This window comes from Rhodococcus sovatensis (genome assembly GCF_037327425.1).
Lineage (GTDB): Bacteria > Actinomycetota > Actinomycetes > Mycobacteriales > Mycobacteriaceae > Rhodococcoides > Rhodococcoides sovatense.
In genome coordinates, this window is sequence record NZ_CP147846.1 from 5605040 (window position 1) to 5618909 (window position 13870).

Below are 13870 nucleotides of genomic sequence, written 5' to 3' on the forward strand. Positions count from 1 at the left end.
CAGTGTTGGGGCATCCCCGGATGATCGAGTGGCGAAACCTGTGCCGAAGTGAATTACACGGTTGTGATCCGAGACCGCCGGAGTATCCGAACGTGTCCGGATCGAGACTGTCCGGTATGGAATGTCCGATTGAAATGAGTAATAGTTAGAACGCAACAACAACCCCTTCAGTCACAGGAGTAACACATGCGTCGCTTTGTCCGCACCACTGTCTTGGCCTCGACGGCCGCGATCGCCGCCGCTGTCGGTGCGGTCGCCCTCGCACCCATGGCGTCGGCTCAGGAGGATCCGGCTCCCATGCCCTTCGGGTCGTCCGTCGCGCAATCGCCTGACCTGGTCGTCACGGTCGCTGCCATCTGCGATCCGCGCGACGGAGATCTCGGCGGCGATGTCGCAGCTCTTCAGATCGACGTCGACAACGTCGGCACGGGCGACGCATCCAACGTCGCCACCAACTACGTCGTGCTTCCCGAAGCGCCCGGAGTCATCAACGAAGATGTCATCAAGGCGGGCGAAGGGGTCACGTACACGATTCCGAGCGCCGACGAGGTGTGGCAGTCGCGACCGGGTGGAGCTGCAGTGTTCTCGCCGCAGTTCGACGCCAACTACCCGGACAACGTCGCCTTCGGCCTCCTGAGCATCAACTGCGAGCCGGAGGACGTGCCCGAGGGCGAGTAACCCTAGTTCGGTCCCACCAACTGCGCCGTGACGAGCATCTGCCGTCGCGGCGCAGTGCTGTGCCCTGTGGGGGCCTCCGGCCCCAGTGGCGCGATTGAGTGCATTCCAGTGCACTTATCCGCGCCACTGGAGGCGGAGCCGACCTGCCGGGAACAAATCTGCGAAACCCTCCGTTGTGCACTTCGACAGCCTTGAGTGGATGAGGCTCAAGTCCGAGTTGACAGAAGTTCGAAATGTCTTGCAGACTTGAGCGCAGTTCGCTCAGCTAGGGACTTACCAAGCAACAAACAGGAGGAAACACTATGGCTCGTGCGGTCGGTATCGACCTCGGGACCACCAACTCGGTCGTGTCCGTCCTCGAGGGCGGCGAGCCGGTTGTGGTCGCCAACTCCGAGGGATCACGCACCACCCCGTCGATCGTCGCTTTCGCCAAGAACGGCGAAGTGCTGGTCGGCCAGCCCGCGAAGAACCAGGCGGTTACCAACGTCGACCGCACCATCCGATCCGTGAAGCGCCACATCGGCACGGACTGGAACGTGGAGATCGACGGTAAGAAGTACACGCCACAGGAAATCAGCGCGCGCACGCTACAGAAGCTGAAGCGCGACGCCGAGGCGTACCTGGGCGAGGAAATCACCGACGCGGTCATCACCGTGCCTGCGTACTTCGAGGACGCACAGCGTCAGGCCACCAAGGAAGCCGGCCAGATCGCCGGCCTCAACGTCCTGCGCATCGTCAACGAGCCCACCGCGGCTGCTCTCGCATACGGCCTGGACAAGGGCGACAGCGAGCAGACCATCTTGGTCTTCGACCTCGGCGGCGGCACATTCGACGTCTCCCTGCTGGAAATCGGCGACGGTGTCGTCGAGGTCCGTGCGACCTCGGGTGACAACCACCTGGGCGGCGACGACTGGGACGAGCGCATCGTGACCTGGCTCGTCGACAAGTTCAAGGCTCAGAACGGCATCGATCTGACCAAGGACAAGATGGCCCTGCAGCGTCTCCGTGAGGCTGCCGAGAAGGCGAAGATCGAACTGTCCTCCGGGCAGAGCACCTCGATCAACCTTCCGTACATCACGGTCGACGGCGACAAGAACCCACTGTTCCTCGACGAGCAGCTTTCCCGCTCCGAGTTCCAGAAGATCACCTCCGACCTGCTCGACCGCACTCGTGCGCCGTTCCAGGCAGTGGTCAAGGACTCGGGCATCGCCGTCAAGGACATCGACCACGTCGTGCTCGTCGGCGGTTCGACGCGTATGCCTGCTGTCTCCGAGCTGGTTAAGGAACTCTCCGGTGGACGCGAGCCCAACAAGGGCGTCAACCCGGACGAGGTCGTGGCCGTCGGCGCTGCTCTGCAGGCCGGCGTGCTCAAGGGCGAGGTCAAGGACGTTCTGCTCCTCGACGTCACACCGCTGTCCCTCGGTATCGAGACCAAGGGTGGCGTGATGACCAAGCTCATCGAGCGCAACACCACCATCCCGACCAAGAGGTCCGAGACCTTCACCACCGCTGACGACAATCAGCCGTCGGTGCAGATCCAGGTCTTCCAGGGTGAGCGCGAGATCGCCTCGCACAACAAGCTCCTCGGCTCCTTCGAGCTGACCGAGCTGCCGCCTGCTCCTCGCGGCGTCCCGCAGATCGAGGTCACCTTCGACATCGACGCCAACGGCATCGTGCACGTCACGGCCAAGGACAAGGGCACCGGCAAGGAAAACACGATCAAGATCCAGGACGGCTCCGGCTTGTCCAAGGAAGAGATCGACCGCATGGTCGCCGACGCGGAAGCTCACGCAGACGAGGACAAGGCTCGTCGCGAAGAGGCCGAGGTCCGCAACCAGGCCGAGTCCCTCGTCCACCAGACGGAGAAGTTCGTCAAGGACAACGAGGACAAGGTCGACGCGGAGCTCAAGGGACGCGTCGAGTCGGCCATCGAAGAGGCCAAGTCGGCTCTCGCGGGCAGCGACATCTCGGCAGTGAAGACCGCCGTCGAGAAGCTCTCGACCGAGTCGCAGGCTCTCGGCACCGCCATCTACGAGGCTCAGGCCAAGGAGCAGGGCGGCGCAGAAGGCGATGCACAGGCAGCTGACGACGGTGTCGTCGACGCCGAGGTCGTGGACGAGCCGGTCGACACGGAGAAGAAGTGACCCCCCGCGACACCGAGCAGGATCTGCAGAATACCGAGCAAGAACCGGTCACTTTCGTGGACAAGCGAAAGATCGATCCCGAGACCGGTGCAGCACGGGAAGGGGACGCAGTTCCGGAGCCCTTTGCGGGTACCGGGGCTGCGCCCCAGCCCGGCTCGGTGGACGCGGAGGGATCCGATGTAGTGGCAGTCGAGGGTGAAGTCGAGGAAGACCCGCGGGACACGCAGGTCACCGAGCTCACCGCCGATCTGCAGCGCGTATCGGCCGAGTACGCCAACTACCGGCGTCGCACCGATCGCGAGAAGCAGACAGGTGCCGAGAACGCGAAAGCGTCCGTCATCTCCCAGCTGCTTCCCGTCCTCGACGACCTGGAGCGGGCCCGCCAGCACGGTGATCTCGAAACCGGTCCGCTCAAGGCCGTGGCTGACAAGTTGGCCGGGGTGTTCTCGAACATCGGTCTGAGCACGTTCGGAGCCGTGGGCGACGCCTTCGACCCCGCCATCCACGAGGCCGTCTCCCATGAGGGTGACGGCAGCAGCCCCGTCGTCGGAACGCTGATGCGTCCGGGCTACAAGCTCGGTGAGCGTGTTCTGCGGACCGCGATGGTCGGCGTCGTAGATGATGCTGGACAAGAGTCGGGTGCCGATGCGCCCGACGAGAAGTAAACAGAAATAGCGCGAGAGGAGGAAACGCCCGGTGAGCCAGCGGGAGTGGATCGAGAAGGACTTCTACAAGGAGCTGGGCGTTTCCTCCAGCGCGAGTGCAGAAGAGATCAAGAAGGCCTACCGAAAGTTGGCAAGGGACAACCATCCTGACGCCAACCCCGGCAATGCTGCCGCCGAAGAGAAATTCAAAGCTGTCAGTGAGGCCCACGCGGTCCTTGCCGACCCTGCCAAGCGGACCGAGTACGACGAAGCGAGACGGCTCTTCGCCTCCGGTGGCTTCGGCCGCCAGGGAGGTGGATTCAACCCCAACGCAGGCGGATTCGGCGGCGGTGGTCAGACTTTCGACGTCGGCGACATCTTCGGTCAGGGCGGTGGCGACGGCGGCATCGGAGACCTGTTCGGTGGCCTGTTCAATCGCGGCGGAACACAGCAGCGCCCCGCAGGCACCAGACCCCGGCGTGGCAGCGACGTCGAAACCGAGACCACACTCGGCTTCCGAGAAGCCACGCAGGGTGTGACGGTTCCGCTCAGGCTCACCAGTCCGTCATCGTGCACGACGTGCCACGGCAGCGGAGCAAAGCCAGGAACCAGCCCCCGTGTGTGCCCCAAGTGCAACGGCGCCGGCGTCGTCAACCGCAACCAGGGGGCGTTCGGCTTCAGCGAGCCGTGCGACGACTGCCGCGGAACCGGATCCATCATCGACGACCCGTGCGCGGATTGCCGCGGCAGCGGCGTCCAGAATCGGACCCGCACCATCACCGTTCGAGTGCCACCAGGCGTGTCCGACGGCCAGAAGATCCGGCTCGCAGGTCAAGGCGAGGCGGGACTGCGCGGTGCTCCCTCGGGCGACCTGTACGTCACCGTTCGGGTTCGACCGGACAAGGTGTTCGGCCGCACCGGCGACGACCTCACGGTCACCGTTCCGGTCAGTTACGGCGAGCTTGTACTCGGAACGACTCTGTCGGTTCCGACGCTCGACGGACGGGTCGGTGTGAAGGTTCCGCCCGGCACCGTGGACGGACGAGTCCTGCGAGTGCGCGGTCGTGGCGTGCCGAAGAAGACCGGCAACCCCGGTGATCTCATGGTCACCGTCAAGGTCGCGGTCCCTCAGAAGCTCGACGATCCGGCAACCGAAGCATTGCGGGCGTATCTGGAAGCGGAGAAGGCCAGCGGATTCGATCCGCGGGCAGGATGGGCAGGTGCATGATGCCGGTGCCGCCTGCACCCCCTCCTCCCCAGGGCGATCCTGACGCGCAGGTTTTCGTCATCTCCGTCGCAGCCCAGCTCGCGGGGATGCACGCGCAGACCTTGCGGACCTACGACCGACTCGGGTTGGTGACGCCGCATCGCACCACCGGTGGTGGGCGTCGGTACTCGCCGCGAGACGTCGCGCTGCTCCGCGAGGTTCAGCGGCTGTCGCAGGACGAAGGAGTCAACCTCGCGGGCATCAAGCGCATCATCGAACTGTCCAACCAGGTCGAGGCACTGCAAGCCCGAGTGGGTGAGCTCGCGCAGGAACTGGCGAACGTGCACGCGAGCTATCGTCGCGATCTCGTGCCGGTTCAGCGCAGCGCCCTGGTCGTCTGGAAGCCGCGAAACCAGCGCTGAGCTGCGGCCTAGGTGTGGGCGGCTGGAAGGTGCGCGTTCGGCCGGTTTTGAGACCGAATGAGTCGTTCGGTCACTCGGGGGTCAGCCCGCGAGGTGACCGAATGAGTCGTTCGCTCCCGTGAGGGTCAGCCCGCGCAGGTTCCAGCGAGCGCGCGGGTTGCAACCTGCGCCCCGGCTGGAAGGTGCGCGTCGGGCCCTGGAGGTGACCGAATGAGACATTCGGTCACCGGGAGGGGCGCCGGACGACACCGCACCCCCGACACCTCATGAGAAGGGGCAGCCCGCCGAACCCCTGGCGACGAAATTCGGCCTGATGTCCAGGTCCGGCGGATCGTAGAGCCTGTGGAACGTCGGAGTGATTCCCGACGACATCGGCGGATTCACCCACGACCAATCCGTCGGGCATTCTCGTCCGGCCTGTGCCTCGCGATCGACATGGTCGACGAACTGTTTGGCGACGGTGTGGTGGTCGACCATGTACGCCCCCGCCTCACGGAAGCTGTGGATGACTGCGCGGTTGAGCTCGACGAGCGCACGATCCTTCCAGAGTGTGCGGTCGGAGCTCATGTCGAGACGGAGCTTCTTCGCGATGGTCGGCAGCATGTCGTATCGATCGGTGTCACTGAAGTTTCGTGCGCCGACTTCGGTGTTGACATACCACCCGTTGAACGGCGCGCAGGGATACCGAACGCCCCCGATCTCCAGGTCCATGTTGGAGACTGCTGGGACTGCGTGCCATTTGAGCCCGAGCCCGGCGAACCACCGGTAGTTGGGGTGCTCCAGCGCGACCTCCATCACCAACTCGCGCGGCACCTCGAACCACTGGATCGGCTCGTCGGGCGTCGAGATCATCAACGGGAGGACGTCGAAGGGGGTTCCCTCGCCGCGCCAGCCCAGTCGTGACGCGAGCTCGGTGAGCTCGACGTGCGCGGGGTCGCCGACGATGGTGCCGTCCACGCCCCGGTACCCGGCGTATCGGATCAGCTGCGGACTGATGATCCGATACTCGCGCCCGTCGGGCAACGGCGTCGGGCCGACGGTGACGATGGACTGCAGAGCGCCACCGTTGGTCGCGACTCGTAGGTGCTCGAAGCATGCCTCGGCGATCTCCGCGGCCGTGGTGGCGCGACGCGCGTCGAGCAGCTTGAGTGTGCGCCAGTGCTTGCGTCCGACGCATCGTGCATGGTTTCGCCAGGCGATCTTTGCGCCGATCAGAATTTCCTCGGCCGACTGGACGTACGTTCCGGTGGCTCGGAGTTCGGCCAATGCCTGCGTCGTGCGCTCGGCGGGGAGGTGGCGTAGCTCCGGTAGGTCGAAGAATTCGCGACATTCGGCGAGTCGCCGGGCGAGGAGGGATTCGTCTATCACTGGTTCTTTCAAGCCCACCCCGACAGTGAGAGTCACGATTCGCCTACCCCGTTTCGATTGGCATCAGTCCGATCTTGATCGACGCTGCGAATCCTAGGGCCTCGAACAACTACTGGAAAGGCCGAATGCGGATGCGGGGCAATCGGTTTCGATCGGGCAGTTGGTTACGACGTCCGTTTCGGGCAATGTGACGGTTACTGCCGCGTGAATCCGACGGTCGAATTTTCTCGATACGTCAGTGTGCGAGAGCTGGGCTAGACTCCCAGGCAATTGCAGCGATTGCCGTGCTCGGCGTTGCGCGCTGGCTGTCGAACGCCTTCAATCACACGTAGGCGAGCTGAAGGCTGCTTGGCCTGAAGGTGGATAGGGGTTTTCGAGAGATGGATGCTCGAGCAATTTCGCTTGTGCGAACGACGTTCAAGGCCGTCGCGGCTGTGGAGGGCGGGCCCGAGAAGCTGACGCGTTCTTTCTACGCAATTCTCTTCGCTCGACATCCTGCTGTCCGCGACTTCTTTCCAGCCTCGATGGTGACGCAGCGCGACAAGCTGGTGACGGCCATCGCATATGCGATCGACCAATTGGAAGATCTCGATCGGCTGCTGCCGTTTCTCGCGCAATTGGGGCGGGACCATCGCAAGTACGGCATCGTCGACGCCCACTATGCGGCCGTCGGCGATGCTCTGATCACTGCCCTCGAGCAGTTCGCCGGCAACGAGATCTGGACGGAAGAGGTAGACGCGGCCTGGCGCGACGTCATCTCGGTCATGGCCGGAACGATGATCGAAGCCGCCGAGGCCGACGACGGGCCTCCGGTGTGGCAGGGAACGGTCGTCGATCACATTCGAGTGCTCGACGACGTCTCGGTCATCAGGTTGAAGCTCGACGAACCGTTGGACTACAGCGCAGGTCAGTATGTAAGCGTCTCCATTCCGAGCAGACCTCGCATGTGGCGATACCTGTCGCCGGCGATCCCAGCGAACTCGGCAGGCGAAATCGAGTTCCACATTCGACGAGTCTCCGGCGGCTGGGTCAGCCCGGCACTGGTCGCGAGCACCGCGGTGGGTGATCGGTGGACCGTCGGATCTCCGTTGGGCACCATGACACGGCACACCGCGGGGGGACGCGACCGGCTGCTGATCGCGTCGGGCACCGGCATTGCACCGGTGCGGGCACAGCTGATGGAGATGGCGAGCCGAACCGACAACCCGCGTGTGCACGTGTTCTACGGTGGCCGCTACCCGTGCGACTTGTACGACCTGCCGATCCTCCAACAGATCGCCGCGACCAATCCGTGGTTGTCGGTCATCGGAATAGTCGAAGAAGAAACCGACCCCTGGTGGTACGACGGCCCGCAGTATCGGCCGACGCCGGGTGGCTCGTCGCCGATCGTCGGGCAGATCGGCAAGGTCGTCGCCGAGTTCGGCCGGTGGACCGACCGTGACATTCAGATCGTCGGTTCGCCGTCGATGATCAACACCACCAAGTTTCGGCTGCAAGGGGCAGGGGTCGATCTCTCGACGGTCCGTCACGACCCCTGGTGACCACAGCCTCCCTGACCTGCCCGCCTGGTCGGTGAAGCCACCGGCGCCACATATCCTGGAGCCCATGCAGACGTGGAATTCCGAGGTGGTGCAGTACCACCGACTTCGCAACGACCTGGCCGTCATTCGACTCGTCGGAGATGCGATCCCGTTCTCCGCGGGCCAGTCTCTCGAAGTCACCGTTCCGCAGAACGCACGCCTGCGCCGTCGGTACTCGCCCGCGCTGCCACCCTCTCTCGACGGCAAGCTCGAGTTTCACGTCAGAGCCGTGCCGGCCGGTTGGGTGAGCGGGTCGATCGTCAACGAGACCAGGCCGGGAGATATCTGGCAGTTGACCAATCCCGCCGGTGCGCTTCGCGTCGACGACTCGGGACGTGACGTCGTCATGATTGCAGGCGGAACCGGGCTGGCGCCGATGCGATCGCTCATCCTGGATCTGGCCCGACGCGAATCACCGCCGTCGGTCACGCTGTTCGTCGGCGGTCGATCGCCACGCGACCTCTATGCCGCCGATCTGCTGTGGATCTTGGCGTCCGAGCTGCCGTGGTTGACGGTGATCCCCGTTGTCGATCAGCTTTCCGATCCGTGGGCGCCGGATCGCTGGCACGACACGATCCGCGGTGAGATCGACGGTGCTTCAGGAGTTTTCGGGCCCGAGCATTGCTGGGAAGGGAGCTTGGCCGACGTCATGAGCGTGCAGGAGCCGTTCACCGAGCATCAGGTACTGGTGTGCGGTTCGCCAGGGATGGAGGCGGCGACTGTTGCCGCACTCGTCGGCAACGGGACTCCGGTCGAGGCGATCGTGCGCTGACGCTGGAGACTTACCGCCCCTCGAACGACGGCTTTCGCTTCTCGGCGAAGGCACGCGGTCCCTCTTTGGCGTCGTTGCTCTTGAAGACCTCGACGCCGAGTTCGGCGTCGATCTGGAATGCCGCCTCCTCGTGCATGCCCTCGGTGTCGCGGATGGTCTTCAGGATTGCCTGCACTGCGAGCGGACCGTTCGCGGCAATCTGCTCGGCCAGTTCCAGCGCTTTGTCCAGCGCTTGACCGTCTGGCACCACGTGTCCGATCAATCCGATCTGCAACGCCTCGGCGGCTCGAATGTGCCTGCCCGTCAGCAGAATATCGGCCGCGATGGTGTACGGAATCTGCCGGACGAGGCGGACGGCTGATCCGCCGAGTGGGAAGAGACCCCACTTGGCCTCGGACACACCGAACTTTGCGCTCTCTCCTGCGACGCGGATGTCGGTGCCCTGAAGGATCTCGGTACCGCCCGCGATCGCGGGCCCTTCGACCGCCGCGATCAGCGGCTTGGTGAGCCTGCGCCCCTTCAATAGGGCCTCGATCTTGGACATGTCCCATCCGCCCGAGGAAAAACTGTCACCCGGGTGCGTGGACGTCATCGCTTTCAGGTCCGCACCCGCACAGAACGCTCCGCCGGCGCCGGTAAGGATCGCGACTCGGATGTCGGGATCGGCATCGACCTGGTCCCAGGCGTCGCGCATGATTGCCATCATTTCGCCGGAGAGCGCGTTGCGGGCCTCGGGACGGTTCATCGTCACGATGAGAACGTGGCCACGCTTCTCGACGAGCGCGTGTGCTGATTTCGCAGATGTTTCCGGTGCGATCGACGACACTGTTCAGTACTCCCAGTCTGTGTGACCTGCGTCTCCAATTGGCTATTGCCAGAAACGATAACACGTTCTATTTTTGACACGTGGCCCTCAATATCGCAGACCTCGTGGAACATGCAATAGACCTGGTACCCGACCGGGTCGCACTGGTGTGTGGTGATCGCGAGATCACCTACGCGCAGATGGAAGACAGGACCAACAGACTGGCGCACTACCTGCAGAAACAGGGAGTGAAGCCCGGTGACAAGGTGGGTGTGTACAGCCGAAACGGCATCGAGACGATCGAGTCGATGATCGCGGTGTTCAAGATTCGCGGTGTCGTCGTGAACGTCAACTACCGGTACATCGAGAACGAGTTGCAGTACATCTTCCAGAATTCGGACATGGTTGCCCTGATTCACGAGGAGCGCTACTCCGACAAAGTCGCCGCGGTCCTGCCGTCGTGCCCGCTTCTGAAGACGACCATTGTGATCGACGGGCAGGACGGCCAAGTCTCCTACGAAGACGCTCTTGCCGAGTCTTCCCCGGAGCGCGACTTCGGCGAACGTAGCCCCGACGACATCTACATGCTCTACACCGGTGGCACCACAGGGAGCCCCAAGGGCGTGATGTGGCGTCACGAGGATGTCTGGCGGGTACTCGGTGGCGGCATCAACTTCATGACGGGCGAGTACGTCGAAGACGAATGGGATCTGGCGAAGATGGGTGCCGAGAACCCCGTCATGACCAGGATGCCGATCCCGCCGATGATCCACGGCGGTGCGCAGTGGGCAACCTTCCAAAGCCTGTTCGGCGGTGGACGGACAGTGCTGCATCCGGACTTCGACGGTCACGCCATCTGGCAGCTGGTCGATCGTCACGGTGTCAATCTCATCTTCATCACCGGCGACGCCATGGCCCGACCGATGCTCGACGCCCTGATCGAGGGCAAGCCCGACGGGACGCCCTACGATCTCTCGACGCTCTACCTGATGGCGAGCAGTGCGGCGTTGTTCTCGCCGAGTATCAAGGAGAAGTTCCTCGAACTGCTGCCCAATCGCATGCTGACCGATTCGATCGGATCCTCGGAGACCGGATTCGGCGGACTCAGCATCGTCGCCAAGGGAACCGAGCACACCGGCGGACCGCGAGTGAAGATCGACGCCTCGACCGCAGTTCTCGGTGCCGACGGACATCCCGTCGAACCAGGTTCCGGCCGAACAGGTTTGCTTGCCCGGCACGGTCATATTCCGATCGGCTACTACAAGGACGAGGCCAAGAGCGCCGCGACTTTCAAGGAGATACACGGAGTGCGCTACTCGATTCCTGGCGACTATGCGCAGGTCGAGGAGGACGGCACCGTCACGATGCTCGGACGTGGGTCCGTTTCCATCAACACCGGTGGTGAGAAGGTGTTCCCCGAAGAGGTCGAGGGGGCGCTCAAATCGCATCCCGAGGTGTTCGACGCGATCGTCGTCGGGGTTCCCGACGAGCGGCTCGGGCACAAGGTTGCCGCCGTTGTTCAAGCGCGCAGCTCGGATCGTCCAACGCTCGCGGAACTCGATGCGTGTGCGCGGAAAGAGATTGCGGGCTACAAGGTCCCGCGCGCGGTGTGGTTCGTCGACGAGATCAAGCGTTCCCCGGCGGGTAAGCCGGACTATCGGTGGGCGGTGAGCCAAACCGAGCTCAGACCTGCCGACGAGGTCAACTCCGCGTACCTGTCCGAGAAGGTGCGTTGATGCGCACCGATTTGAGCAAGAAGTTCGGCATCGAGTACCCGATCTTCGGCTTCACCCCGTCCGAACATGTTGCGGCAGCGATCAGTAGGGCGGGAGGGCTCGGTGTGCTGGGGTGTGTTCGCTTCAACGACGCCGAGGATCTCGACGCCGTGCTGACGTGGATGGACGAGAACACCGACGGTAAGCCGTACGGCGTCGACATCGTCATGCCGGCCAAGGTGCCGACCGAGGGCGCGTCGGTGGATCTGAACGAGTTGATCCCGGCGGAGCACCGTGCGTTCATCGACAGGACGCTCGAACAGCTCGGTGTCCCGCCTCTCGGCGACGACGCCGCGCGGAACGAGGGCGTGCTCGGATGGCTCCATTCGGTCGCCCGATCACACGTCGACGTCGCGTTGCGGCACCCGATCGCGTTGATCGCCAACGCACTCGGCTCGCCTCCGAACGACGTCGTCGTGCAGGCCCACGAGCACGACGTTCCGGTTGCCGCGCTCGCGGGCACCGCGGAACATGCCCGCAGGCACGTGGAGAACGGCGTCGACATCGTCATCGCTCAAGGGTATGAAGCAGGGGGCCATACCGGTGAGATCGCGTCGATGGTGCTGCTTCCGGAGATCGTCGACGCCGTAGGCGAGCGTGCGAGCGTCCTGGCCGCAGGCGGGATCGGCAGCGGACGGCAGGTGGCAGCCGCCCTCGCCCTCGGCGCACACGGAGTGTGGATGGGATCGACGTGGCTGACAGCAGCGGAGTACCGACTCGGGGCGCGACACGAAGGCAAACCGTCGGCGATGCAGGAAGCGCTCCTGACGGCGACCTCGAGCGACACCGTGCGCACACGTATCTACTCGGGCAAGCCGGCGCGGCTCCTGCGAACGAAGTGGACCGACGCGTGGGACAAGCCCGACGCGCCGAACCCACTGCCTATGCCGCTTCAGAACATCTTGGTCAGTGAGGCGCACCAGCGGATCAACGAGGCCGAGAATCCCGAGGTCGTGGCGATGCCCGTCGGCCAGATCGTCGGCCGGATGAACCAGATCCTTCCGGTCGCAGACATCGTCGCCGAGCTCGTCGCGGGGTACGAAAGTGCAGTCGACAGGCTCGTCGAGCTGCGGTAGAGCTGGACGGTCGACGCGTACGACTAAGCTGCTCGACGAGCACAAACGCGAGCACGAGTCGACGAGTCGAATGGAGACGAGCAGTGGCTTCCGAGATCGCAGTAGGCGACCTGGTTCAGGCGAGCGGTCATGCCGGGCCGTGGAAGGTGCTCGAGATACGCCAGGGTCTCGCGTTGCTCGAGCACCTCGACGGGCACCGGTTGTCCGTGCGGACGACGACGCTGTCCGTGGTCCGTAAGGCATCGCCCGTCGACGCGGCCAAGCCTGCCGTCGACGAGCCCGAATCGCCGACCCTGTTCGACTAGCGGTTCTTGTACATTCGCCGCTGTAGTTTCGACAACTGCTTGGCCTCGGCGAGTCGGCGACTGTTGGCGCGCGCATCATGGCGCGTCGTCGCCCAGTAGTTCTCCCGCTGCAACCGGTGATAGTTGGCGATTCTTCGGGGGTCGATGTTCTCCTGGACAGCGCACCCGGGCTCGCTGCCGTGTGCGCAGTCGTCGAAGCGGCAGTGCTGCGCCAGTGCCTCGATATCCGAGAACGTCTGGTGCAGGCCTTCTTCCGAAGACACGAGCCCGACCGAACGTAGTCCCGGGGTATCGATGACGGTCATCCCCGGAGTCGCCAGTGGAATCAACTCGCGCCGGACAGTGACGTGTCGCCCCTTCGAATCGGCTTGTCGGACAGTGCCCGTGTCGAGCGCCTGCTCCCCGATCAGAACGTTGGCAAGAGTGGACTTGCCCGATCCGGACGGCCCGATCAGGGCGACCGTCCCCGCGAGCCTGTCTGTGAAGCTGTCCACTCCGGAACCGGTCTGCGAACTTACCGCGAGTGCTGCCACGCCCGGCGCAGCCGATCGGACGGCGTCGAGGCGGCCGTCGTTGTCGAGGCCTCTGTCGCTCTTGGTGACGACGAGGACAGGCGTTGCACCGCTGTCCCATGCGAGGGCAACGTAGCGTTCGACGCGACCGAGGTCGAGTTCGGTATCGGCGGCCACGGTGATTGCAACAGTGTCGACATTGGATGCAAGTGTCTGGGAGGTCGAGGTGGTTCCCGCCGACGCTCGGACGATCGCGCTTCGGCGCGGAAGCACCCCTGCAATGGTGTCGGAGTCGACGACAACCCAGTCGCCGGTGCACACGTCGTGTCGGCCGGATCGAGCGCGGACGATGCCGTGGGAAGTGGCGACGCCGCACGCGCCGCGGTCCACCACCGTCACACGGCCGGGGTCTCCCGGCGAGTCGAGTGCCTGGAAGAGGTCATGCCAGTGGGAGTCGTACCCGTAGGAGTCGAGAAACAACGCAGGTGAGCCTTTCGAGGGGCCGACCCGCGGTCTACGGGTCGGCCAGGAACATGGGCAAGAGGTGCCGACGGTGCGGCCGTGCGCCGAATGGGCATGGTG

Annotated in this window: 13 protein-coding genes; 10 read left to right on the forward strand and 3 right to left on the reverse strand. The window is 64.2% G+C overall.

The window, feature by feature from the left end; all coding sequences use genetic code 11:
* The first annotated feature begins 186 nt into the window (after positions 1-186).
* The 5 genes from WDS16_RS26195 to WDS16_RS26215 all read left to right on the forward strand — a co-directional run bounded on the left by WDS16_RS26195 (position 187) and on the right by WDS16_RS26215 (position 5095).
* The gene (locus tag WDS16_RS26195; RefSeq protein WP_338888975.1) at positions 187-678 is read left to right on the forward strand and encodes a Pro-kumamolisin, activation domain family protein; all 492 of its coding nucleotides are present in this window, start codon (positions 187-189) and stop codon (positions 676-678) included.
* Positions 679-980: 302 nt separating this feature from the next.
* Complete coding sequence (gene dnaK, locus WDS16_RS26200) at positions 981-2822, forward strand: molecular chaperone DnaK (protein ID WP_338888976.1); 1842 nt, start codon at positions 981-983, stop codon at positions 2820-2822.
* Positions 2819-3487 (forward strand): nucleotide exchange factor GrpE, encoded by a 669-nt coding sequence (grpE, locus tag WDS16_RS26205; protein ID WP_338888977.1) that lies wholly within the window; start codon positions 2819-2821, stop codon positions 3485-3487. Before dnaK ends, grpE begins: the two co-directional genes overlap by 4 nt.
* A 31-nt stretch (positions 3488-3518) precedes the next feature.
* A complete protein-coding gene (gene dnaJ / locus WDS16_RS26210; protein WP_338888979.1) occupies positions 3519-4694 on the forward strand; it encodes a molecular chaperone DnaJ in 1176 nt (391 codons plus the stop codon).
* Positions 4694-5095 (forward strand): heat shock protein transcriptional repressor HspR, encoded by a 402-nt coding sequence (locus tag WDS16_RS26215; protein ID WP_422395868.1) that lies wholly within the window; start codon positions 4694-4696, stop codon positions 5093-5095. The genes dnaJ and WDS16_RS26215 overlap by 1 nt, the downstream gene beginning before the upstream one ends.
* 264 nt (positions 5096-5359) lie before the next feature.
* Here the strand turns inward: WDS16_RS26215 and WDS16_RS26220 are convergent, their stop codons facing one another.
* Positions 5360-6499 carry a nitric oxide synthase oxygenase gene (locus tag WDS16_RS26220; RefSeq protein ID WP_338888982.1) on the reverse strand — a complete coding sequence of 380 codons (1140 nt, stop codon included), beginning with the start codon at positions 6497-6499 and terminating at the stop codon, positions 5360-5362.
* A 344-nt stretch (positions 6500-6843) separates the two neighbouring features.
* Here WDS16_RS26220 and WDS16_RS26225 point away from each other — a divergent pair, with 344 nt between their 5' ends.
* Positions 6844-8004 carry an FAD-binding oxidoreductase gene (locus WDS16_RS26225; protein ID WP_338888984.1) on the forward strand — a complete coding sequence of 387 codons (1161 nt, stop codon included), beginning with the start codon at positions 6844-6846 and terminating at the stop codon, positions 8002-8004.
* Between the two features lie 64 nt (positions 8005-8068).
* The gene (locus tag WDS16_RS26230; RefSeq protein WP_338888985.1) at positions 8069-8815 is read left to right on the forward strand and encodes an FAD-binding oxidoreductase; all 747 of its coding nucleotides are present in this window, start codon (positions 8069-8071) and stop codon (positions 8813-8815) included.
* Between the two features lie 10 nt (positions 8816-8825).
* Here the strand turns inward: WDS16_RS26230 and WDS16_RS26235 are convergent, their stop codons facing one another.
* Positions 8826-9641 (reverse strand): crotonase/enoyl-CoA hydratase family protein, encoded by an 816-nt coding sequence (locus WDS16_RS26235; RefSeq protein WP_422395722.1) that lies wholly within the window; start codon positions 9639-9641, stop codon positions 8826-8828.
* 80 nt (positions 9642-9721) lie between these two features.
* Here WDS16_RS26235 and WDS16_RS26240 point away from each other — a divergent pair, with 80 nt between their 5' ends.
* From WDS16_RS26240 to WDS16_RS26250, 3 genes are all read left to right on the forward strand, one after another.
* A complete protein-coding gene (locus WDS16_RS26240; protein WP_338888986.1) occupies positions 9722-11356 on the forward strand; it encodes an acyl-CoA synthetase in 1635 nt (544 codons plus the stop codon).
* Positions 11356-12471 (forward strand): nitronate monooxygenase family protein, encoded by a 1116-nt coding sequence (locus WDS16_RS26245; RefSeq protein ID WP_338888988.1) that lies wholly within the window; start codon positions 11356-11358, stop codon positions 12469-12471. The genes WDS16_RS26240 and WDS16_RS26245 overlap by 1 nt, the downstream gene beginning before the upstream one ends.
* An 83-nt stretch (positions 12472-12554) precedes the next feature.
* Positions 12555-12776 (forward strand): hypothetical protein, encoded by a 222-nt coding sequence (locus tag WDS16_RS26250; protein WP_068373033.1) that lies wholly within the window; start codon positions 12555-12557, stop codon positions 12774-12776.
* Here the strand turns inward: WDS16_RS26250 and rsgA are convergent.
* Positions 12773-13768 (reverse strand): ribosome small subunit-dependent GTPase A, encoded by a 996-nt coding sequence (gene rsgA / locus WDS16_RS26255; RefSeq protein ID WP_338888993.1) that lies wholly within the window; start codon positions 13766-13768, stop codon positions 12773-12775. The genes WDS16_RS26250 and rsgA overlap by 4 nt on opposite strands.
* Positions 13769-13870 lie beyond the last annotated feature (102 nt).

What these genes read in the sequence shown, in the direction of transcription:
- WDS16_RS26215 (WP_422395868.1), top strand. Translation starts at nt 4,694, where the DNA reads ATGCCGGTGCCGCCTGCACCCCCTCCTCCCCAGGGCGATCCTGACGCG.
- WDS16_RS26230 (WP_338888985.1), top strand. Translation starts at nt 8,069, where the DNA reads ATGCAGACGTGGAATTCCGAGGTGGTGCAGTACCACCGACTTCGCAAC.
- dnaK (WP_338888976.1), top strand. Translation starts at nt 981, where the DNA reads ATGGCTCGTGCGGTCGGTATCGACCTCGGGACCACCAACTCGGTCGTG.
- WDS16_RS26225 (WP_338888984.1), top strand. Translation starts at nt 6,844, where the DNA reads ATGGATGCTCGAGCAATTTCGCTTGTGCGAACGACGTTCAAGGCCGTC.
- WDS16_RS26245 (WP_338888988.1), top strand. Translation starts at nt 11,356, where the DNA reads ATGCGCACCGATTTGAGCAAGAAGTTCGGCATCGAGTACCCGATCTTC.
- WDS16_RS26195 (WP_338888975.1), top strand. Translation starts at nt 187, where the DNA reads ATGCGTCGCTTTGTCCGCACCACTGTCTTGGCCTCGACGGCCGCGATC.